This window comes from Pelomonas parva, from assembly GCF_043555835.1.
GTDB lineage: Bacteria > Pseudomonadota > Gammaproteobacteria > Burkholderiales > Burkholderiaceae_C > Pelomonas > Pelomonas parva.
The window spans coordinates 78,058-99,273 of record NZ_JBIGHV010000006.1 but is presented as its reverse complement, the minus strand read 5'-3'; the positions used below and the strand labels follow the sequence as shown (position 1 = coordinate 99,273).

General features: G+C 68.1%; 20 protein-coding genes. 8 read left to right on the top strand and 12 right to left on the bottom strand.

The annotated features are described in order from the left end of the window. The first annotated feature begins 1 nt into the window (after position 1). The 5 genes from ACG00Y_RS16980 (at position 2) to ACG00Y_RS16960 (ending at position 5,407) form a co-directional block, all read left to right on the top strand. Positions 2-325 (top strand): NAD(P) transhydrogenase subunit alpha part 2, encoded by a 324-nt coding sequence (locus tag ACG00Y_RS16980; RefSeq protein ID WP_394480817.1) that lies wholly within the window; start codon positions 2-4, stop codon positions 323-325. Continuing rightward, positions 322-1,752 carry an NAD(P)(+) transhydrogenase (Re/Si-specific) subunit beta gene (locus tag ACG00Y_RS16975; RefSeq protein WP_394480815.1) on the top strand — a complete coding sequence of 477 codons (1,431 nt, stop codon included), beginning with the start codon at positions 322-324 and terminating at the stop codon, positions 1,750-1,752. Before ACG00Y_RS16980 ends, ACG00Y_RS16975 begins: the two co-directional genes overlap by 4 nt. A 110-nt stretch (positions 1,753-1,862) precedes the next feature. Then, on the top strand, positions 1,863-3,059 hold the full coding sequence (locus tag ACG00Y_RS16970) for a Fic family protein (RefSeq protein ID WP_394480813.1): 1,197 nt from the start codon (positions 1,863-1,865) through the stop codon (positions 3,057-3,059). A gap of 93 nt (positions 3,060-3,152) precedes the next feature. Then, entirely contained in the window at positions 3,153-4,826 is a 1,674-nt protein-coding gene (locus ACG00Y_RS16965) for a long-chain-fatty-acid--CoA ligase (protein ID WP_394480811.1), read from the top strand. Positions 4,827-4,945: 119 nt separating this feature from the next. After that, positions 4,946-5,407, top strand: coding sequence for a hypothetical protein (locus tag ACG00Y_RS16960; RefSeq protein WP_394480809.1), 462 nt, complete (start codon positions 4,946-4,948; stop codon positions 5,405-5,407). Positions 5,408-5,422: 15 nt separating this feature from the next. On the opposite strand, the gene ACG00Y_RS16955 is transcribed toward ACG00Y_RS16960, so the two are convergent. Next, a complete protein-coding gene (locus tag ACG00Y_RS16955) occupies positions 5,423-5,983 on the bottom strand; it encodes a thymidine kinase (RefSeq protein WP_394480807.1) in 561 nt (186 codons plus the stop codon). A gap of 157 nt (positions 5,984-6,140) precedes the next feature. Between ACG00Y_RS16955 and ACG00Y_RS16950 the strand changes: the two genes are divergently transcribed. Then, entirely contained in the window at positions 6,141-6,344 is a 204-nt protein-coding gene (locus ACG00Y_RS16950) for a hypothetical protein (RefSeq protein WP_394480805.1), read from the top strand. On the opposite strand, the gene ACG00Y_RS16945 is transcribed toward ACG00Y_RS16950, so the two are convergent. From ACG00Y_RS16945 to ACG00Y_RS16930, 4 genes are all read right to left on the bottom strand, one after another. Further along, positions 6,341-7,705: an efflux transporter outer membrane subunit gene (locus tag ACG00Y_RS16945; RefSeq protein ID WP_394480804.1), complete on the bottom strand. Its 1,365-nt coding sequence runs from the start codon at positions 7,703-7,705 to the stop codon at positions 6,341-6,343. The two genes, ACG00Y_RS16950 and ACG00Y_RS16945, sit on opposite strands and share 4 nt — an antisense overlap. A 3-nt stretch (positions 7,706-7,708) precedes the next feature. Further along, a complete protein-coding gene (locus ACG00Y_RS16940) occupies positions 7,709-10,900 on the bottom strand; it encodes an efflux RND transporter permease subunit (RefSeq protein WP_394480802.1) in 3,192 nt (1,063 codons plus the stop codon). 88 nt (positions 10,901-10,988) lie between these two features. Beyond that, entirely contained in the window at positions 10,989-12,203 is a 1,215-nt protein-coding gene (locus ACG00Y_RS16935) for an efflux RND transporter periplasmic adaptor subunit (RefSeq protein WP_394480800.1), read from the bottom strand. Positions 12,204-12,223: 20 nt separating this feature from the next. Then, a complete protein-coding gene (locus tag ACG00Y_RS16930; RefSeq protein WP_394480799.1) occupies positions 12,224-13,012 on the bottom strand; it encodes an alpha/beta hydrolase fold domain-containing protein in 789 nt (262 codons plus the stop codon). 106 nt (positions 13,013-13,118) lie between these two features. Between ACG00Y_RS16930 and ACG00Y_RS16925 the strand changes: the two genes are divergently transcribed. Further along, positions 13,119-14,051: a LysR family transcriptional regulator gene (locus ACG00Y_RS16925; RefSeq protein ID WP_394480798.1), complete on the top strand. Its 933-nt coding sequence runs from the start codon at positions 13,119-13,121 to the stop codon at positions 14,049-14,051. A 241-nt stretch (positions 14,052-14,292) separates the two neighbouring features. Here the strand turns inward: ACG00Y_RS16925 and ACG00Y_RS16920 are convergent, their stop codons facing one another. Further along, positions 14,293-14,451: a hypothetical protein gene (locus ACG00Y_RS16920; protein ID WP_394480796.1), complete on the bottom strand. Its 159-nt coding sequence runs from the start codon at positions 14,449-14,451 to the stop codon at positions 14,293-14,295. Positions 14,452-14,587: 136 nt separating this feature from the next. Here ACG00Y_RS16920 and ACG00Y_RS16915 point away from each other — a divergent pair, with 136 nt between their 5' ends. Then, positions 14,588-15,334, top strand: a complete 747-nt coding sequence (locus ACG00Y_RS16915) for a ubiquinone/menaquinone biosynthesis methyltransferase (protein WP_394480794.1) — start codon at positions 14,588-14,590, stop codon at positions 15,332-15,334. Between the two features lie 6 nt (positions 15,335-15,340). Here ACG00Y_RS16915 and ACG00Y_RS16910 read toward each other — a convergent pair whose 3' ends face one another. Genes ACG00Y_RS16910 through trpE form a run of 6 tightly spaced genes read right to left on the bottom strand, consistent with a single transcriptional unit; the run spans position 15,341 to position 20,983 of the window. Next, the gene (locus tag ACG00Y_RS16910; RefSeq protein WP_394480792.1) at positions 15,341-16,042 is read right to left on the bottom strand and encodes a uracil-DNA glycosylase; all 702 of its coding nucleotides are present in this window, start codon (positions 16,040-16,042) and stop codon (positions 15,341-15,343) included. Further along, positions 16,039-16,830 carry an indole-3-glycerol phosphate synthase TrpC gene (gene trpC, locus ACG00Y_RS16905; RefSeq protein ID WP_394480790.1) on the bottom strand — a complete coding sequence of 264 codons (792 nt, stop codon included), beginning with the start codon at positions 16,828-16,830 and terminating at the stop codon, positions 16,039-16,041. Before trpC ends, ACG00Y_RS16910 begins: the two co-directional genes overlap by 4 nt. Next, positions 16,830-17,864 carry an anthranilate phosphoribosyltransferase gene (trpD, locus tag ACG00Y_RS16900; RefSeq protein WP_394480788.1) on the bottom strand — a complete coding sequence of 345 codons (1,035 nt, stop codon included), beginning with the start codon at positions 17,862-17,864 and terminating at the stop codon, positions 16,830-16,832. Before trpD ends, trpC begins: the two co-directional genes overlap by 1 nt. Positions 17,865-17,867: 3 nt before the next feature. Next, positions 17,868-18,914 (bottom strand): low-specificity L-threonine aldolase, encoded by a 1,047-nt coding sequence (gene ltaE / locus ACG00Y_RS16895; protein WP_394480787.1) that lies wholly within the window; start codon positions 18,912-18,914, stop codon positions 17,868-17,870. Then, positions 18,911-19,495 carry an anthranilate synthase component II gene (locus ACG00Y_RS16890; RefSeq protein ID WP_394480785.1) on the bottom strand — a complete coding sequence of 195 codons (585 nt, stop codon included), beginning with the start codon at positions 19,493-19,495 and terminating at the stop codon, positions 18,911-18,913. Before ACG00Y_RS16890 ends, ltaE begins: the two co-directional genes overlap by 4 nt. Continuing rightward, positions 19,496-20,983 carry an anthranilate synthase component I gene (gene trpE / locus ACG00Y_RS16885; RefSeq protein WP_394480783.1) on the bottom strand — a complete coding sequence of 496 codons (1,488 nt, stop codon included), beginning with the start codon at positions 20,981-20,983 and terminating at the stop codon, positions 19,496-19,498. Between the last annotated feature and the right edge of the window lie 233 nt (positions 20,984-21,216).

Sequence of the window (21,216 nt, the reverse complement as noted above, 5' to 3'; positions counted from 1 at the left end):
CATGGAAATCGTTGACCCCACCATCATCAACCTCATCATCTTCGTGCTGGCCATCTACGTGGGCTACCACGTCGTCTGGACGGTGACGCCCGCGCTGCACACGCCGCTGATGGCCGTGACCAATGCGATTTCGGCCATCGTCATCGTTGGCGCCATGATGGCGGCGGCGCTCACCGAGACGCCGTTCGCCAAGGGCATGGGCGTGCTGGCCGTGGCGCTGGCGGCGGTCAACATCTTTGGTGGCTTCCTCGTCACGAGGCGGATGCTGGAGATGTTCAAAAAGAAGGACAAGAAGCCGGTCGCCGAGAAGGAGGGCAAGGCATGAGCCTCAACCTCGTCACGCTGCTCTACCTGATCGCCAGCGTCTGCTTCATCCAGGCGTTGAAGGGCCTGTCGCACCCGACCACGTCCATCCGCGGCAACCTGTTCGGCATGACCGGCATGACGATTGCCGTGTTCACCACCGGCGCTCTCATCGTCAAGCTGGCGGGCGAGGGTGCGAGCCTCGTCGGCCTGGGCTGGGTGCTGCTGGGCCTGGTTGTCGGCGGTGGCTACGGCGCCTGGCGGGCCAAGACCGTCGAGATGACCAAGATGCCCGAGCTGGTCGCCTTCTTCCACAGCATGATCGGCCTGGCGGCAGTCGCTATCGCCGTGGCGGCGGTGGCGGAGCCGGCGGCCTTCCGCATCGCCGCGAAGGGCATGCCCATTCCCGGCGGCAACCGCATCGAGCTGGCGCTGGGGGCCTTCATCGGCGCCATCACCTTCACCGGCTCCGTCATCGCCTGGGGCAAGCTGTCGGGCGGATCAAAGTTCCGCCTGTTCCAGGGCGCGCCGGTGGTCTTCAAGGGCCAGCATGCGCTGAACGCGGTGCTCGGCCTGGCGGCGGCCTTCTTCGTGTTCGGCTTCTGGCACTCGCAGTCGGACATCGACTTCTGGCTCATCGTGCTGCTGGGCTTCGCGCTGGGCGTGCTGCTCATCATCCCGATCGGCGGCGCGGACATGCCCGTCGTCGTGTCGATGCTGAACAGCTACTCGGGCTGGGCGGCAGCCGGCATCGGTTTCTCGCTGAACAACAGCATGCTGATCATTGCTGGCTCGCTGGTGGGCAGCTCGGGCGCGATCCTGAGCTACATCATGTGCAAGGCGATGAACCGCTCGTTCTTCAACGTCATCCTGGGCGGGTTCGGCGGCGAAGCCACGACGGCTGCAGCCGGCGGTGCAGCGCAGCGCAACGTCAAGAGCGGCAGCGCGGACGACGCGGCCTTCGTGCTCGGCAACGCCGAGAGCGTCGTCATCGTGCCGGGCTACGGCCTGGCCGTGGCACGCGCGCAGCATGCGGTGAAGGAACTGGCCGCCAAGCTCACCGAGAAGGGCATCACCGTCAAGTACGCCATCCACCCGGTGGCCGGCCGCATGCCGGGCCACATGAATGTGCTGCTGGCCGAGGCCGAGGTGCCCTACGACCAGGTCTTCGAGATGGAAGACATCAACGGCGAGTTCGGCCAGGTCGACGTGGCCATCATCCTGGGCGCCAACGACGTCGTGAACCCCGCCGCCCATGTGAAGGGCAGCGCCATCTACGGCATGCCCATCCTGGAGGCCTACAAGGCCAAGACCATCATCGTCAACAAGCGCTCCATGGCCGCCGGCTATGCGGGCCTGGACAACGAGCTGTTCTACATGGACAAGACCATGATGGTCTTTGGCGATGCGAAGAAGGTCGTGGAGGACATGCTGAAGGCGGTGGAGTAGCTCCAGCTTTGATATGGTGGTCGCATCGACCAGCTTGTTAAACAAATTGGCCGATAAATTGAACATGGTGTTTAATTCAGCCCGCTTGTTCAAAGTTCTGGAGCTGATGCATGGCCGATCAACCCCTGCGCGCCGGCCGCTGGATGCAGCAGCCCACGGGCTATCGGGCCTTTGTCCCAGCGCCCCTGCCGCCCGACCCGCCGCTGCTGATCGACGGGCCGCTGCAGACCCTGCTGTCGCAGGCTGATCGGGACCTGGGTCGACTCGACGCGCTCGCCACGCTGCTACCCAATCCCGACCTTTTCGTCGCCATGTACGTGCGGCACGAGGCGGTGCTTTCGTCACAGATCGAGGGCACGCAGAGCACCCTCGAAGACGTGCTTGCCTTCGAGACCGACGCGATGGAAGCCGACACGCCCAAGGACGTCGAAGAGGTCGTCAACTACGTCCGAGCGATGAACCATGGTCTCGCGCGGCTGGCGGAGTTGCCGTTGTCGCTGCGGCTGCTGCGCGAGATTCATGCGGAACTCATGCAAGGCGTGCGAGGCGGCGACAAGTCGCCAGGAGAGTTCCGCACAAGTCAGAACTGGATAGGCGGCAGCGGCAGCAGCCTGCGCAACGCCGCGTTCATCCCACCGCCACCGCACGAAGTCACGCCAGCGTTGGGACAGCTTGAGCGCTTCATGCATGGCAGTCGGGAAGAGCTGCCGCTGCTGGTGCGCTGCGCTTTCGTGCATGCGCAGTTCGAGACCATCCACCCTTTCCTGGACGGCAATGGCCGCGTAGGCCGCCTGCTCATCACGCTGCTGCTGTGCGCCGAGGGAGCGCTGTCGCGCCCGCTGCTCTACCTGTCCTTGTTTTTGAAGACTCATCGGGCCGAGTACTACGACCGCCTCACCGCTATCCGCAGCCAGGGGCACTGGGAGCCATGGGTCGGGTTCTTCCTGCGCGGAGTGAGCCAGACCGCCCGTGCAGCCACGCAGACGGCGCGCGACATCGTGCAGATGCGCGATACCCATCGCAGCGCAGTCGCGAAGAACGCCCGTGCGCTGGCACTGCTGGACCGGCTGCTCGTGCAGCCCAGCGTGTCTGCCCCTCGTGCTGCCGAATGGCTGCAGTGCAGCTTCCCGACCGCGCTCAAGCTGCTCACCGACTTCGAGTCGCGGGGCTGGCTGCGCGAGGTCACCGGCTACGGCCGCAATCGCCAATGGCGCTATCAGCCGTACCTGGATCTGTTCCATCGCGAGGCTGTCGATGCATCGCTCGCCGAGGCCGCAGCACCGCAAGTGACGGGCAGCGCGTTCTAGGCACGGTCCCCCTAGCGCGCTATCGAATCCCCTGATCGGTGCACTGTCAGCCATCGGTCAGAATCGCCCGCACCCCACAAGAGGAGACAGGCCATGGAGCCGATCTGGCTGAAGCATTACCCCGCCGAGGTGCCGCGCGAAATCAACACGGCGCTCTACCCCAGCCTCGTCGACCTGCTGGACACCGCGTTCAAGAAGCACGCCGCCCAGCCCGCCTACCTGATGATGGGCAAGCGCATCAGCTTTGCCGAGGTCGACACCGCCTCGCGCGCGCTGGCCGCCTACCTGCAGACGCTGGGCCTGGAGAAGGGCGACCGCGTCGCGCTGATGATGCCCAACCTCTTCCAGTACCCGGTGGCCGTGGCCGCCGTGCTACGGGCGGGTTATGTCGTCGTCAACGTGAACCCGCTGTACACGCCGCGCGAGCTGGAGCACCAGCTCAAGGACTCCGGCGCCAAGGCCATCATCATCATCGAGAACTTCGCCTCGGTGCTGCAGCAGGTGCTCAAGAGTGTGCCGACCAAGCACATCATCCTGGCGGCCATGGGCGACATGCTGGGCCTCGTCAAGGGCAGCATCGTCAACTACGTCGTGCGTAAGGTGAAGAAGATGGTGCCGGCCTTTGAGCTGCCCGGCGCCGTGCGCTTCAACGATGCGTTAGCGAAAGGCCGCAGCGCGACCTACCAGGCGCCCAAGCTGGGCCCGGATGACATCGCCGTGCTGCAGTACACCGGCGGCACGACCGGCGTGTCCAAGGGCGCGGTGCTGCTGCACCGCAACCTGGTGGCCAACATCTTGCAGAGCGAGGCCTGGTATCAGCCGGCGCTCAAGAAGATCCCCAAGGGCGAGCAGGTCGTCACCATCTGCGCGTTGCCGCTGTATCACATCTTCGGTTTCAACACGAACATGATGCTGTCCATGCACATGGGCGGCGCGAACGTGCTGGTGCCCAACCCGCGTGACCTGCCGGCGATGTTCAAGGAGCTGTCGCAGCACCGCTTCCACAGCTTCCCGGCCGTCAACACGCTGTTCATGGCGATGGCCAACCATGCCGACTTCGGCACGGTCGACTGGAGCAAGCTCGTCATCTCGGTGGGCGGCGGCATGGCCGTGCAGCAGGCCACGGCCAAGCTGTGGCTGGAGAAGACCGGCTGCCCCATCGTCGAGGGCTATGGCTTGTCCGAAACCTCGCCGTCGGCCACCTGCAACCCGACCGACAGCACGGCCTACAGCGGCACCATCGGCCTGCCGATGCCGCTGACCGAGCTGAAGCTGCTGGACGACGACGGCCATGAAGTGCCGCTGGGCGAGCGCGGCGAGATCGCCATTCGTGGCCCGCAGGTCATGGCCGGCTACTGGCAGCGCCCGGACGAGACCGCCAAGGTCATGACGGCCGACGGCTTCTTCCGCACCGGCGATGTCGGCACCGTCGATGAGCGGGGTTACTTCAAGATCGTGGACCGCAAGAAGGACATGATCCTCGTCAGCGGTTTCAACGTGTACCCGAACGAGGTCGAGGATGTGCTGACGCTGATGCCCGGCGTGCTGGAATGCGCGGCCGTCGGCGTGGCGGACGCCAAGGCCGGCGAGGCCGTGAAGGTGGTCATCGTGAAGAAAGACCCGAATCTCACCGAGGCCGATGTACGGGCCTATTGCGAAGCCAACCTGACCGGCTACAAACGCCCCAAGATCGTCGAGTTCCGCACCGACCTGCCCAAGACGCCCGTAGGCAAGATCCTGCGCCGGGAGCTGCGGGACAAGACCTGATCGCCGTTCTTTGACCCGACCCGCGTGCGGTGTGTCCGCAGCGGGGGGACGCCTCCACCGTGCTCGATCTGCTGCATTCCAAAACTGAAGCTGGCCGCGCTGAAATCCGGGCGCGCGCCGTGCCGTTGTCTCGCGCTGCACGCAACCTGCTGCTCGTGCTGGACGCGAGCAAGCCGGCCGGCGAGTGGCTGCGCCTCGTGACCGGCGCGACCGAGGCCGATCTCGAAACACTGCGTCAGCAGGGCCTGATCGCGCCCCAGGGCGGCGCGCCTGGTGGCACTGCGCCGCCGCCAGCACCGACACCCGCGAAGGCGCCTGCCTCGAGCGCGCCAGCGCCTGCCGCAACCGCATCCGCTGGGGGCTCGCTGCTGCTGGACCGGGCCGCCCTCTACACCTACCTGAGCGGTGCGGCCACCAAGTTGCTGGGCCCCTTCAAGGGCTATGCCTTCGCGCTGGAAGTCGAGCGCGCCGACAGCCTGTCCGACCTGCAGGCGCTCGCGCTGCAACTCGTTGAGCGGGTGCAGAAGGCCAAGGGCGACGCCGCCGCTACGGCGCTGAAGGACACGTTGGGCCTGCGCTAGGAGCCCGTCAGGCCCCTACCCCTGTCGGAAGCAGCGACCGCAGACCGAGCGGTAGCGCGCATTGCCGCCGATCTCCACCTGTGCGCCCTCGGTGACCTTGCGGTTGTTGGCGTCCACGCGCATGTTCATCGTCGCCTTGCGGCCGCAGTCGCAGATGGTCTTCATCTCGTCCATCTCGTCGGCCAGCGCCAGCAGCGTGGCCGAGCCGGGGAAGAGTTCGCCCTGGAAGTCCGTGCGCAGGCCGTAGCAGATGGCCGGCAGGTTGCGCAGGTGGGCCATCTCGTGCAGCTGCTGCACCTGCAGCTTGGTCAGGAACTGCGCCTCGTCGATGAGGATGCAGGCGATGCCCGGGCTGGCGGTCATCAGCGCCTGGAAGTCGGTGCCGGCGTCGAACTGCTCGGCATCGCGCTGCGGGCCCAGGCGCGACGTGACGAAGCCGTGCCCGTAGCGGTCGTCCAGCCGGGCCGTGAAGATGCGCACGCGGTGGCCGCGCTCCTCGTAGTTGTGGGCCACCTGCAGCAGCGCGGTGGACTTGCCGGCGTTCATCGCGGCGTAGCGGAAAAATAGCTTGGCCATGTCGGGGTCGGGTTCGGGGCCACATTGTCCTTGGCGCCAGACCCCGCGCTTGCGGGTAGGGGAAGCCCGTGGTTTCAGGCCGAACTGCGGGCTTGCGAGCTAGCGCTGTCATACGCGGTGTGCATCAATGCACACTTCGTCCTGAACCGTGCGAAGAATGAGCAAAGATTCCGTGACGGCGGTCCGTCAAGATGGCCTTCGCTACCAGTCGAAGGTGGGCGGCTCGCCCTTCCTCGGCAGCGGCCACACCCGCTCCTGCTTCAAGTGCGGCAAGCACCGCTCCCCTGCGAGCCTTCAGTCCATCCGGCTGCTGGGCCGCAACGAGGTGGTCTGCAAGCCGAACTGCAAGACCTTGCCTTAGGCTCCCGTCCAGCCGCCGCCCAGCGCGCGGATCAACCCAACTGTGGTCTGGTACTGGGCCGAGCGCACCTGTAGCGCGGCGCGCTTGTTGGCGAGCTCGCTGCGGCGTGCGTCCAGCAGTTCGAGCTGGCTCACCAGGCCGTTGCGGTAGCGCGTGTCGGACAGGCGCAGCGCCTGGCTGGCGGCGCTGACGGCGCGTGCATTGGCTTCGCCCTGCTGCTGCAACAGCGACAGCGCGCCGAGCTGGTCTTCCACGTCCTTCAGCGCCAGCAGGAACTGCTCGCGGAAGGCTATTTGCGTGCCGTCGAGCTGGGCTCTGGCCGCATTGACGCCGGCTTCGCGGCGGCCGCCGTCGAAGATCGGCAGCGCCGCCAGCAGGCCGACGCCCCAGGTGCTGGCGCCGCTCTTCAGCAGGTTGGACAGCTCGCTGGACACGCCGCCGCCCTGCGCCGTCAGCGCCAGGCTGGGCCACCACGCGGCTTGTGCCACGCCGACGCGGGCCTGCGCGGCCTGCAGCTGGCTTTGCGCGGCGGCGAGATCCGGGCGGCGTTGCAGCAGCTCGCTCGGCAGCCCGGCGGGTACAGTGGGCAGTGCGGTGGACCACGCGACGGGCGCCAGGCGGAAGTTGGAGGCCGGTTCGCCCAGCAGCACGGCCAGCGCCGTTTCCAGCTCCAGGCGGCGGCGGTCCAGCGCGAAGGACTCGGCTTCGTTGGCGGCCAGCTCGGCGCGCACGCGGGCCACGTCGAGGTCGGCCACGTCGCCGGCCCGTGCGCGCTTCTCGGTCAGCGACAAGGTCTCGCCGTAGGCGGCGACGGTGCCGCGGACGATCTCGCGCTCGGCGTCCAGCGCGCGCAGCGCCAGATAGCCGCGGGCGACGTTGGCCTGCACCAGCAGGCGGGCGTCGGCCAGCAGTTGCTCGCGGGCACGCACGTCCAGCGCGCTGGCATTGCGCTCGTGCAGCAGGCGGCCGCCCAGGTCCAGCTCATAGGCCAGGTTCAGACCGGCGTTGTATTGCGTCGTGCCTTGCGCGCCAGGCTCAGCGGCGCGGCCGGCGCCGGCGGCGACGCCGACCTGGGGCAGCCGCGAGGCCTCCGCGCCGCCCAGCGCCGCGCGGGCCTGCGCCAGGCGGTTGGCGGCTGCCTGCACGCTCGTGTTGGCCGCCATGGCGCGGCCGACGAGGTCGTCCAGCACCGGGTCGGCAAAGGGATGCCACCAGCTGGCGGTCAGCGCGGGAGCGTCGTTAGCGGCCGTGGCCTTGTAGGCGGCGGGCGCCTGCAGCAGCTGGGCCGGGTCGACGCTGCCGACCGAGGCGCAGCCCGCCAGCAGCAGCGCTGCAAAAAGTGGGGTCAGGTTCAATTTCATGAATCACTCTCCTTGCGGAAGGGCGGCGGCCGGGTGGGCGACTTGCCCGCCGTGATGGCGCAGCGGCGCATTGCCGGTGAGGCGGCGCACGATGACGTAGAACAGCGGCGTCAGGAACAGGCCGAAGACGGTCACGCCGATCATTCCGGCGAACACCGCGATGCCCATGGCCTGGCGCATCTCGGCGCCGGCGCCGGTGCTCAGCACCAGTGGCAGCACGCCCATGACGAAGGCCATCGACGTCATCAGGATGGGCCGCAGCCTGAGGCGCGCGGCCTCCAGCGCGGCCTGCACCGGCGTGCGGCCGGCGAACTCCAACTCGCGCGCGAACTCGACGATCAGGATGGCGTTCTTTGCACTCAAGCCCACGAGCACGATGAGCCCGATCTGCGTGAAGACGTTGTTGTCGCCGTGGCTCATCCAGACGCCCGTCATCGCTGCCAGCAGGCCCATGGGCACGATGAGCAGGATGGCGATGGGCAGCGTCAGGCTTTCGTACTGCGCCGCGAGCACCAGGAAGACCAGCAGGATGGCCAGCGGGAACACCCAGGCGCCCGAGTTGCCGGCGATCTTTTCCTGGTAGGTCAGGTCGGTCCACTCGAAGCCGACGCCCGGGGGCAGCGTCTCGGCGGCGATGCGCTCGACGGCGGCCTGCGCCTGGCCCGACGAGAAGCCGGGCGCGGCGCCGCCGTTGATGTCGGCGGCCAGGAAGCCGTTGTAGCGCATGGCGCGCTCGGGGCCGAAGCTGGGCTTGACCTTCATCACCGCCGACAGCGGCACCATCTCGCCGCTCGCCGAGCGCACCTTCAGCGCGCCGATGTCCTCGGCGCGGGCGCGGTAGGCCGCGTCCGCCTGCACGCGGACCGAGTAGGTGCGGCCGAACTGGTTGAAGTCGTTCACGTACAGGCTGCCGAGGTAGATCTGCATCGTCTCGAACACGTCCGTCACGGCCACGCCGAGCTGGCGGGCGCGGGTACGGTCGAGGTCGGCAAACAGCTGCGGCACGTTGACCTGGTAGCTGGAGAAGAGACCCGCCAGTTCCGGTGTCTTGCCGGCCTCGGCCATGAAGGCCTTGACCGCCTGGTCCATCACCTCGTAGCCCACGCCACCACGGTCCTGCAACTGCAGCTTGAAGCCACCCGTCGTGCCCAGGCCCTGCACGGGCGGCGGCGGGAACATGACGATGAAGGCGTCCTCGATGGCGCCGTACTGCGCGTTCAGCGAGCCGGCAATCGCGCCGGCCGACAAGTCCTTGGTCTTGCGTTCGTCGAAGGGCTTGAGCGTCGCAAACACGATGCCCGAGCTGGAGCTGTTGGTGAAGCCGTTGATCGACAGGCCGGGGAAGGCGACGGCGTGTTCGACGCCGGGCGTCTTCAGCGTGATGTCGGTCATGCGGCGGATGACGTCCTCGGTGCGGTCCAGCGTGGCGCCGTCGGGCAGCTGGGCGAAGCCGATCAGGTATTGCTTGTCCTGCCCTGGCACGAAGCCGCCGGGCACCGCCTTGAACAGGCCCGCCGTGGCCGCCACCAGCGCGAGGTAGATGACCATCATCAGCGCCTTGCGCGACATCAGCGTCTTCACGCCGCGGCCGTACTTCTCGGAGCTGCTGGCGAACAGGCGATTGAAGCCGGCGAAGAAGCGACCGAAGACCTTGTCCATGCCGCGCGTCAGCGCGTCCTTGGGCGCGTCGTGGCCCTTCAGCAGCAGGGCAGCCAGCGCTGGCGACAAGGTCAGCGAATTGATCGCCGAGATCACCGTCGAGATCGCGATGGTCAGCGCGAACTGCTTGTAGAACTGGCCCGTCAGGCCGGTGATGAAGGCCAGCGGCACGAACACCGCCACCAGCACCAGCGCGATGGCGATGATGGGGCCGGAGACCTCGCGCATGGCGCGGTAGGTCGCCTCTCTAGGCGAGAGGCCCGATGCGATGTTGCGCTCCACGTTCTCCACCACGACGATGGCGTCGTCCACGACGATGCCGATGGCCAGCACCAGGCCAAACAGGCTCAAGGCGTTGATGGAGAAACCGAAGCCGTGCATGACCGCGAAGGTGCCGACGATGGACACCGGCACGGCCAGCAGCGGAATGATGGACGCGCGCCAGGTCTGCAGGAACAGGATGACCACCAGCACCACCAGCGCGACGGCTTCGAGCAGCGTGTGGACGACGGACTCGATCGAGGCACGGACGAACTGCGTCGGGTCGTAGACGATGGTGTAGTCCACGCCCTCGGGCATCAGCGCCTTCAGCTCTTCCATCGTCGCGCGCACGTTCTTGGAGATGTCCAGCGCGTTGCCGCCCGGCGCCTGGAAGACGGGCACCGCGACGGCAGGCTTGTTGTCAAGCAGCGAGCGCAGCGCGTATTCGCTGGCACCCAGCTCCAGGCGGCCCAGGTCGCGCAGGCGCGTAACGGCTCCGTTGGCGCCGCTCTTGACGATGATGTCGCCGAACTCCTCGACCGACTGCAGCCGGCCCTGCGCATTGACCGACAACTGCAGGTCAATGCCCTGCAGGCCGGGCGATGCGCCGACCACGCCGGCCGCCGCCTGCACGTTCTGGCTGCGGATGGCGGCCACCACGTCGCTGGCCGACAGGCCGTGCTCGGCCACCTTCTGCGGGTCCAGCCAAATGCGCATGGAGTAGTCGCCCGCGCCGAACAACTGCACCTGGCCCACGCCCTGGATGCGCGCGAGGCGGTCCTTGACGTTGAGCAGCGCGTAGTTGCGCAGATAGGTCATGTCGTAGCGGTCGTTGGGCGAGGTCAGGTGCACGACCATGGTCAGGTCGGGGCTGCTCTTGACCGTCGTCACGCCAAGGCGCTTGACCTCCTCGGGCAGACGCGCCTCGGCCTGCGAGACGCGGTTCTGCACCAGCTGCTGGGCCTTGTCGGGGTCGGTGCCGAGCTTGAAGCTGACGGTCAGCGTCATCAGGCCGTCGGTGGTCGCCTGGCTGCTCATGTAGAGCATGTCCTCGGTGCCGTTGATGGCCTCTTCGAGGGGCGTGGCCACCGTCTCGGCGATGACCTTGGGATTGGCGCCCGGGTACTGGGCACGCACGACGACCGAGGGCGGCACGACATCGGGGTATTCCGAGATCGGCAGCGCGCGTATCGACAGCAGGCCGCCGATGAAGATCAGCACCGACAGCACACCCGCAAAGATGGGCCGGTCGATGAAGAATTTGGAGAAGTTCATGTGCTTCTTTCTGAAGGCAAAGCCGTCCCCGCAGGCCGGTGAAAACCGGCCTGGTCACAGGGCTTGCTACGGAGGGTGGGGCGCTAGATCAGGAAGTCTTTGCAGCGGCTTGCTGTGCGGCCAGCTCGGGCTTGGCGTCCATCGCCACGTCCTTGGGCGCGAGCACCGAGCCCGGCCGCACGCGCTGCACGCCGCCGACGACGACGCGCTCGCCGGCCTTCAACCCAGTGGTCACGACACGCAGGCCGTTGACGTTGGCGCCCAGCGTCACCGGCCGCCACTCGGCCTGGTTACCCTGGCCGACGACGATGACATAACGCTTGTCCTGGTCGGTGCCCACGGCGCGTTCGTTGACGAGCAGCGCCGCCTCGTTCTTTGCCTGGCCCATGCGCAGCTTCGCGAATTGACCCGGCATCAGCGCACCGTCCTTGTTGTCGAACACGGCGCGCACGCGCAGCGTGCCGCTCCTGGCGTCCACCTGGTTGTCGACAAGCTGCAGGCGGCCGGTGCTTGCCTTGTCGCTGCCGGCCAGCATCTCGACGGGAATGCGCTCAAGGCCGCGGCGCTCCGTCGCACCGCTCGGCAGCGAAGCCAGCGCCTCGCGCACGACCTTCTCGTCGGCATCGAAGCTGGCGTAGATAGGGCTGACCGACACCAGCGTGGTCAGCACCGGCGCACCGGCACCGGCGGCGACGAGGTTGCCCTGCGTGACTTCGATCTTGCCGACGCGGCCGGCCACCGGGGCACGCACCTGCGTGTAGCCCAGACTCAGCTGCGCTGACTGCAGCGCCGCCTGCGCCGCGCGCAGGTTGGCGGCGGCCTCGCGTGCGGCGTTGTCCTTCTCGTCGAACTCGCGACGGGCCACGGCGCGGTCTTCCCACAGCGCCTTGGCGCGTGCGGCCTCGCTTTGCGAATAGGTCACGCGCGCCTGGGCCGCAGCCACCTGCGCCTCGAAGCGGGCCACTTCGGCCTGGTAGGGCGCGGGGTCGATGGTGACGAGCAGGTCACCGGCCTTCACAAGGCTGCCCTCGCGGAAGTGGATCTGCTGCACGGCGCCCGACACGCGGGCGCGCACGTCCACGCGCTCGACGGCTTCGAGCCGGCCGGAGAACTCGTTCCAGGCGGCCACGTCCTGGCTGACGACTTGAGCGACCGAGACCGGTGTGGCCGGCGGCGCGGCGGGGCCGGCGTTGGCCTGCGCGGGCTGGCCGAACTGGCCGAAGCCGATGGCGCCAAGGGCCAGCAGACCAACGGCGCCGGCAATGACAGCGGTGCGGCGGTTGAGGAAAGAGGCGGACTGCATTTCGTGTTCTCCCAGGGGTTTCAAGCAGAAGGTGATGCGAGCGCCTGGCGCGTGGCCTGGCTCAGGAATTCGTGGATGGGCGCGAGCACATAGCCCGTTGCGATGGCCGGCAGCGTCAGCTCCCTGGCGACGCCGCCGTGCTCGCGCAGTGCGGCGGCATAGCGGCGCGATTCGTCGTTCAGCGGATGGCCGGCGACGCTGAGGATCAGCGCCGGCGCCAGGCCCGCCAGGCGGCTGGCGTTCAGCGGCGCGGCGTAGGGGTGGTCGGCGCGCGTGCTGTCGCCGAGGTAGGCCTGCCAGCCCTTGGCGTAGATGCACTCGCAGCCGCCGCATTCGCCTTCGCGCATGGAGGCGCTGCCCAGCACCGGGTCCAGCATCGGCGAGATCAGCAGCTGGCCAGCGAGGTGCGGCGCGCGCTGGTCACGCGCCATCAGCGCCAGCGCGGCGGCGATGTTGCCGCCGGCTTCCTCGCCGGCCACGAACAGCGCGGTCTGCGCGCTGCCGGTCAGCTTCGGCGCCTTGGCGGCCACGGCTTGCAGCGCCTCGAAGGCGGCGGCCAGGCCGGCCGGGAAGGGGTGGGCGGGGGCTAGTGGGTAGTCCAACGCGACGACGTCGGCGCCGGCCTCGGCCAGCAGCCGGCTGCGCGCGGCGGCGGCCTCGGTTGCGCAGTCGGTGAAGGTGCCGCCGTGCAGGAACAGCAGCAGCGCGCGTCCGCCGCCGTCCAGCGGGCGTTGGGCGGCGTAGTGCTGGGCTGTCAGGCCGGGAGCAGGGCCCAGGCGCAGCGGGGAAGGAATGGCGATCTTGTCCATGACCCGAAAGATAGAGATTGATGTCCCATAGATAAACGACCTGCAAACGGACTCACTTTTCCCCTGCGTGGAACAATCTTGCTTTCCGCATCCCTTTGGCACGCCCATGGACCGACTCACCGCGATGCAAGCCTATGTCCGGGTCGTCGAGGCCGGCACCTTCACCAAGGCCGCCGACTCGCTGGACCTGCCCAAGGCCACGGTGACGCGCCTGATCCAGACGCTGGAATCGCACCTGCGCACCAAGCTGCTGAACCGCACGACGCGCCGCGTCACGGTCACGCCCGACGGCGCCGCCTATTACGAGCGCGCGGTGCGCCTGCTGGGCGACCTGGAGGAGCTGGAAGGCAGCATGAGCCAGGCGCGCGTGACGCCGCGTGGCCGCATCCGCATCGACGTGCCCGGCGTGGTGGGGCGGGAAATGATCATTCCCCACCTGCCGGATTTCTACGCCAAGTACCCGGACATCCAGATCGAGCTGGGCGTCAGCGACCGCACGGTGGACCTGATCAGCGACAACATCGACTGCGTCATCCGCGGCGGCGACCTGACCGACCAGAGCCTGGTGGCGCGGCGCATTTCGGAGTTCCGCTTCATCACCTGCGCGACGCCCGAATACCTGCGCCGCCACGGCACGCCCGCGCATCCGCGCGAGCTGGGCGAGGCGCCGCACCGCATGGTGGGCTACTTCTCGGCGCGCAGCGGCAAGGTCATGTCAGACACCTTCCGCCGGGGCGACGAAACGGTGGAGGTGGTGGGCAACCACGTCATCGCGGTCAACGACGCCAATGCCTACCTGAATGCCGGCCTGGCCCACCTGGGCGTGGTGCAGGTGACCTGCTTCATGGCCGCGCCGCTGATCAAGAGCGGCGAGCTGGTGCGTGTGCTGGAGGAGTGGGACGCCGAGCCCATCCCGGTCTACGTCGTCTACCCGCCCAACCGCCACCTCAGCAGCAAGTTGCGGGTGTTCGTGGACTGGGTCGTCGAGCTGCTCGGGCGCGAGGCGCTGGGCGGGATGAATCTGCGCTGTACGAACTAGGCCTAGACCCGACGGTTGACCGCTTGCTACTCACCGAAGGTCTTCGCGCGTCAACACCTTGTTCGTTGCGGGGCGTTCAACACTTCGAAGATCGCCGCTGCACATCCGCGGGTCCGGCGCTTCGGGCCACTGGCTGCGTTGCTCCTCCTTGTGAGCGGGAGCCCACTGCGTCGTCGCGCCTTGCCAGCCACCCGCCTCGCCAGCCCCTCGGATGCGCCCAACCGCCGGATCTAGGCCGCGCTCAGGCTTGCTCGGGCTCCGCCGTCGCCACCAGTGCGGGGGCGAAATCAGCCGTGGCGGGCGCCGGTGCGCTGATGGCCAACAACATGCCCGCCGCCAACGCCACGACGGCCGTCGCGGCGGTGATGAGCGTGAAGAGGGGGCGGGCGGTGTTGTTCATGGTGACTCTCCTGGGCCGGCCGCCCTCGTCAGGTATGGGGTGTGCCGACAGGTTGTCACTTTAGGAATTGCGGGCCGGGAGAAAAAGCGGGCGAGGGAGAACGGCGAGTTGCTGGGAACGGAACAATGCAGGCCAAATGAAGCCCGACAACGTCTCCTCTTGGGAAGTCAACGCAGCGGAGTTCGCTTGGCAGGCGGACGATGTGTTTGGCCGCATCGCCGGCCGCTACGACCGGTTGTGCGATCTGTTCAGCCTAGGCATCCACAGGCTGTGGAAGCGGCGCGTGGCGCAGGCCATCGCCCGCGAGACCTGGGGCACTTTGCTGGACGGCGCCACCGGCACGGGCGACATCATCCTGCGCGTGTTGCCGCAGGTGGTCGGCCAGCGGCGCACGATCATCGCGTCGGACATCAGCGCCAAGATGCTTGCCATCGCGGCGCACCGTCTCGGCGGCCACCGCGACTCGGTGGACTTGAGGCAACTCGACGCCGAGGCCATGCCGACGATTGCGAGCGGCAGCGTCGATGCCTATTCGATGTCGCTCGCGCTCAAGATCTGCAATCGCCGGCTGGCGATGCAGGAGGCGTGGCGCGTGCTGCGCCCGGGTGGGCGGTTGATCGTGCTGGAGGCGTCCAACATTCCGTGGGCGCCGTTGCAGCGGGCCTACCTGCTCTACATGTCGCTGTGCATGCCGCTGCTGGGCTGGCTGGCGACGGGTGGCGACGCGTCGGCCTACAAATACCTGTTACACGGTATCCGCGATTTCCCGACCGCCGAGGCGCTTGCGCAGGAGCTGCGCGTGCAAGGCTTTGAAGATGTGGCGTTCGAGCGCCTGTCGCTGGGCATCGTCGCCATCCACACGGCCCGCAAGCCTTCGCTGTAGCCGGCGTCAGTCGGCCTGCGGTTTGGGCGCGGCCGGGCGGCCCCGCCCACGCTCTTCCAGCCAGGCCTTGGCCGTCGAGAAATGCCCGCAGCCGATGAAGGGCCGGGGCGGCTTCAGTGCCGACAGCGGCGACGGGTGGTTGGCCTTCAGCACCAGATGGCCTTGGCCGGCGGCCTCGATCAGCGGCGCCTTGGCCTGGGCGTAGGCGCCCCACAGCATGAACACCTTGGGGGCCGGGTCTTGCGCCGCTGCCTTGATCAGCGCGTCGGTCAGCGCTTCCCAGCCCTGGCCCGCATGGCTGGCGGGCTGGCCGTCTTCCACGGTCAGCACGGCGTTCAGCAACAACGTGCCGCCCTCGGCCCAGCGCACCAGGCTGCCGTTGGGCGGGAAGGGTTTGCCGAGGTCGCGCTGGATCTCCTTGAAGATGTTGCGCAGGCTGGGCGGCAGCGGCACGCCGGGCGGCACGCTGAAGCTCAAGCCCTCGGCCTGGCCGGGGCCGTGGTACGGGTCCTGGCCGAGGATGACGACGCGGGTCTGCGACAGCGGCGTCAGCGTCAGAGCGCGCAACGGCTCGGGCGGGTAGATGGTGGCGCCGGTGGCGGCGCGTTCTTCCAGAAAGGCTTCGAGCCGCTGACCTGCAGGCGAGGCGGCCCAGGCTTCGACGACCGGCAGCCAGTCGGTGCTCGGCAGTCGCAGCGGGAGCTTCATGCGAACAGCGTCGCCAGCGCCGCGCCAGGATCTGGCGCGCGCATGAAGGCCTCGCCGACGAGGAAGGCGTGCACGTCGGCGTCGCGCATGCGCTTCACGTCCGCCGCGCCGAGGATGCCGCTCTCGGTCACCAGCAGCCGGTCTGCCGGCACGCGCGGCAGCAGGCCCAGCGTGGTGTCCAGCGTCACGTCGAAGGTGCGCAGGTTGCGGTTGTTGATGCCCACCAGCGGCGTCTTCAGCGTCAGCGCGCGGTCCAGCTCATCGCCGTCATGCACCTCCACCAACACGTCCAGGCCCAGCGCATGGGCGGCGGCTTCGAGGTCGGCCATCTGCGAGTCGGCGAGACATGCGGCGATCAGCAGGATGCAGTCCGCGCCCATCGCGCCGGCTTCCATGACCTGGTACTCGTCGACCATGAAGTCCTTGCGCAGCACCGGCAGTTCGCAGGCGGCGCGGGCTTGCTGCAGATAGGCGACGGAGCCCTGGAAGAAGCGCTCATCGGTCAGCACGCTCAAACACGCCGCGCCGTTGCGGGCATAGGTCTCGGCGATCTCGGCGGGGCGGAAGCCCTCGCGCAGCACGCCCTTGCTGGGGCTTGCCTTCTTCACCTCGGCGATGACGCCGGCGTGGCCCGCCGCGATCTTGCTGCGCAAGGCGCGCTCGAAGCCGCGCTGCTGGCCCTTGCGGCCCTCGGCTTCCTCGCGCTGCGACGCCAGCGAGCGCTTGTGCTTCGCCGCCGCGATCTCTTCCCACTTGACCTCGACGATCTTGTTCAGGATGTCAGCCATCAGCTCTTCCCCAGCCCTTGCGTCGCCTTCACGAAGGCATCCAGCTTGGCACGCGCCGCGCCGCTGTCCAGCGCCTGGCGGGCGCGGGCGATGCCGTCGGCCAGCGTCGGCGCCACGTTGGCGGCGTACAGCGTCGCGCCGGCGTTCAGCAGCACGATGTCGCGCGCCGGGCCGGTCTGGCCGTCCAGCACGCCGATCAGCATCTGGCGCGACTGCTCGGGGCCTTCCACCTTCAGGCTGCGGTTGCTGGCCATTGCGAAGCCAAAGTCCTCGGGGTGCACCTCGTACTCGCGCACGGCGCCATTGCGCAGCTCGCCCACCAACGTCGTCGCGCCCAGTGAGATCTCGTCCATGCCGTCCTTGCCGTAGACGACCAGCGCGTGCTCGGCGCCCAGGCGCTGCAGCACGCGTACCTGGATGCCGACGAGGTCGGCGTGGAATACGCCCATCAGGATGTTGGGCGCGCCAGCCGGGTTGGTCAGCGGGCCCAGGATGTTGAAGATGGTCCGCACGCCCAGCTCGCGGCGCACCGGCGCGATGTTCTTCATCGCCGGGTGGTGGTTGGGCGCGAACATGAAACCGATGTCGCACTCGGCGATGCTCGCGGCCACCTGGCGCGGCGTCAGCTGGATGTTGGCGCCCAGCGCCTCCAGCACGTCGGCGCTGCCGGTCTTGCTGCTGACGCTGCGGTTGCCATGCTTGGCCACCTGCGCACCGCCGGCTGCGGCGACGAACATCGAGCAGGTCGAGATGTTGAAGCTGTGCGCGCCGTCGCCGCCGGTGCCGACCACGTCCACCAGATGAGGCAGCGGCCCCAGCGGCACCTTGTTGGACAGCTCGCGCATGACCTGCGCGGCGGCGGTGATCTCGCCGATGGTTTCCTTCTTCACGCGCAGGCCGGTCAGCAGCGCCGCCGCGATGACGGGCGACATCTCGCCGGCCATGATGCGGTGCATCAGCGTCAGCATCTCGTCGTGGAAGATCTCGCGGTGCTCGATGACGCGGGTCAGGGCTTCGTTGTCGGTGATGGGCATGGCTCAGGCTTCCAGGAATTCGCGAGCAGAGGCGATGGCGTGGTCGATACCTTCGGCATCGACGTCCAGATGGGTCACGAAGCGCAGGCCGATCAGGCCGGTGGCCAGCACGCCGCGCGCCTTCAGGTGCTCCAGCAGCGCGGGCGTGCGGCCGTCGCTGACCTGGGCGAAGACGATATTCGTCTGCGGTGGCGTGACCGTGACACCGGGCAGCGTGGCCAGCCCTTCGGCGAGCCGTTTCGCGAGCGCGTGGTCGTCGGCGAGGCGGTCGACGTGATGGGTCAGCGCATGGTCGGCAGCCGCCGCCAGCAGGCCCACCTGGCGCAGGCCGCCGCCCACCATCTTGCGCACGCGGTAGGCCTTGGCGATCAGGTCGCGCGAGCCCACCAGCATCGAACCGATGGGCGCGCCCAGGCCCTTGCTGAAGCAGATCGAGACGGAGTCGAACGCCCGCGCCAGGTCGCCCACGCTGCGGCCGGAAGCCACAGCCGCGTTGAACAGGCGCGCGCCGTCCAGATGCGTGGCCAGGCCACGCGCACGCGCCAGCTCGCAGGCGGCGTTCGTGTACTGCGTGGACAGCACCTGGCCACCCCAGGTGTTCTCCAGCGCCAGCAGCCGCGTGCGCGCGAAGTGCACGTCGTCCGGCTTGATCGCCGCGGCGATGTCTTCCAGCTTGAGCGTGCCGTCGGGCTGGTTGTTCAGCGGCTGCGGCTGGATGCCTCCCAGCACCGCCGCGCCGCCGCCCTCGTAGCGGTAGGTGTGAGCGAGCTGGCCGACGATGTACTCGTCGCCCCGGCCGCAATGGGCCAGCAGCGCGCAGAGGTTGCTCTGCGTGCCGCTGCTCATGAAGAGGGCGGCCTCCTTGCCGAGCAAAGCGGCGCCGCGCTCCTGCAAAGCGTTGACGGTCGGGTCGTCGCCGAAGACGTCATCGCCCACCTGTGCGGAGGCGATGGCCGCCAGCATGGCCGGAGTGGGCTTGGTGACCGTGTCGCTGCGCAGGTCGACGATGGCTGGCTCGCCACCGCCAGACGACGGGGCGTAGTCGCTCACGGCCGCAACTCCAGGAAGTTGCGCAGCATCGCGTGCCCATGCTCGCTGAGGATGGACTCGGGGTGGAACTGCACGCCCTCCAGCGGCGTGGCCGTGCCGGCCAGTTCGCGGTGGCGCACGCCCATGATCTCGCCGTCGTCGCTGCGCGAGGTGATCTCCAGCACCGCAGGGCAGGTCGCTTCCTCGATGACCAGGGAGTGGTAGCGGATGACGCTGAAGTCCTTGGGCAATCCGGTGTAGACGCCGCGCTGGTCGGTCGAAAGCAGGCTGGCCTTGCCGTGCATCTGGCGCTTGGCGCGGATGATGCGACCGCCCAGCGCCTGGCCCATGGCCTGGTGGCCCAGGCACACGCCGAGCAGCGGCTTCTTGCCGATGAAATGCTGGATGGCTTCCACGCACACGCCCGCCTCGTTGGGCGTGCAGGGGCCGGGCGAGAAGACGATGTGGTCGGGGTTCAGGGCCGCCATCTCGGCGACGGTGATCTCGTCGTTGCGGACAACCCGCACGTCGGCACCCAGCTCGCCGAAGTACTGGACCAGGTTGAACGTGAAGCTGTCGTAGTTGTCGATCATCAAGAGCATTTAGAAGCCCTCCTCAACCAGTTCGGCGGCGCGCAGCAAGGCGCGTGCTTTCGCTTCCGTCTCTTGCCATTCCAACTCAGGCACCGAGTCAGCCACCACACCGGCCGCCGCTTGCACATACAACATGCCGTTCTTGATGATGCCGGTGCGGATGGCGATCGCCAGGTCCATGTCGCCGGCAAAGCTCAGGTAGCCGCAGGCACCGCCGTAGATGCCGCGCTGCACGGGCTCCAGCTCGTCGATCAGCTCCATCGCCCGCACCTTGGGCGCGCCCGTCAGCGTGCCGGCGGGGAAGGTGGCCTTCAGCACATCGAGCTGGCCGACCTCGGGGCGCAGCACGCCCTCGACGTTGGAGACGATGTGCATGACGTGCGAGTAGCGCTCGATGGTGAAAGCCTGCGTGACCTTGACGCTGCCGGTGCGGGCGATGCGGCCGATGTCGTTGCGGGCCAGGTCGATCAGCATCAGGTGCTCGGCGCGCTCCTTCGGATCGGCCTGTAGTTCGGCCTCCAGTGCCAGGTCGCGCTCCGGCGTCGCGCCGCGCGGGCGGGTGCCGGCCAGCGGGCGGATCGTGACCTTGCGGCTGCCGTCGCTGGCGTGCTCCTCGCGCACCAGGATCTCGGGGCTGGCGCCGACGATCTGGAAGTCGCCCAGGTCGTAGAAGTACATGTAGGGGCTGGGGTTCAGCGCCCTGAGAGCCCGGTACAGCGCGATGGGCTCGGCCTTGTACGGCTTGGAGATGCGCTGGCCCACCTGCACCTGCATCAGGTCGCCGGCGGCGATGTACTCCTTGGCCTTGGCCACGGCGGCCAGGTAGTCGGCCTTGGCGAAGCCGCGCGTCACCGCGTGCGCCTCGGTGCGCTGCACGCGCGGCACGCTCACCGAGTAGGTCAGCTTGTCGCGCAGCAGCGAGAGCTTTTTCTTGGCGCGGAAATAGGCCTCGGGCTGGCGCGGGTCGGCCCAGACGATGAGGTACAGGCGCCCGGACAGGTTGTCGATAACGGCGACCTCTTCGGTCAGCAGCAGCACGATGTCCGGCGTGCCCAGGCTGTCGCCCTTGTGGTCGCGGTCCAGGCGCTTCTCGATGGCGCGCACGGCCTCGTAGCCGAAGTAGCCCGCCAGGCCGCCGCAGAAGCGCGGCAGGCCGGTGGGGATCTTGGGCTTGATACGGTCCTGGTAGGCGGCGATGAAGTCCAGCGGATTGCCCTCGTGCGTCTCGACGATCTGGCCGTCGGTCAGCACCTCGCAGTGCTGGCCCGTTGCGCGGATCAGCGTGCGCGCCGGCAGGCCGATGAAGGAGTAGCGCCCGAAGCGCTCGCCGCCGACCACCGACTCCAGCAAAAAGCTGTTGCGGCCATGGCCGGCACCGGCGCAGAGCTTGAGGTAGAGGGACAGCGGAGTTTCGAGATCCGCAAAGGCCTCGCTGATCAGCGGGATGCGGTTGTAGCCCTCGGCGGCGAGGCTCTGGAATTCGATTTCAGTGATCACGGCGTCAAACCTTGAATGGACAGCTTCAGGGCTTGGCGTGCAGCCCGAACGGGCAACGCGAGTGAGAGCGCGTCAGGGCGCGCCAAGCGGCATCAAACGGCGGTGGCCCAGGGACGCCAGGGCCAGGCTCCCCGGTCGCTCGACCCCGTGATGTGCTTGCGCGTGATGAACATGATGCGGGCGAGTGTATTTCAAGCCGGGCCATACTTCGTGCCGCGAAGGCGCCGTTATTG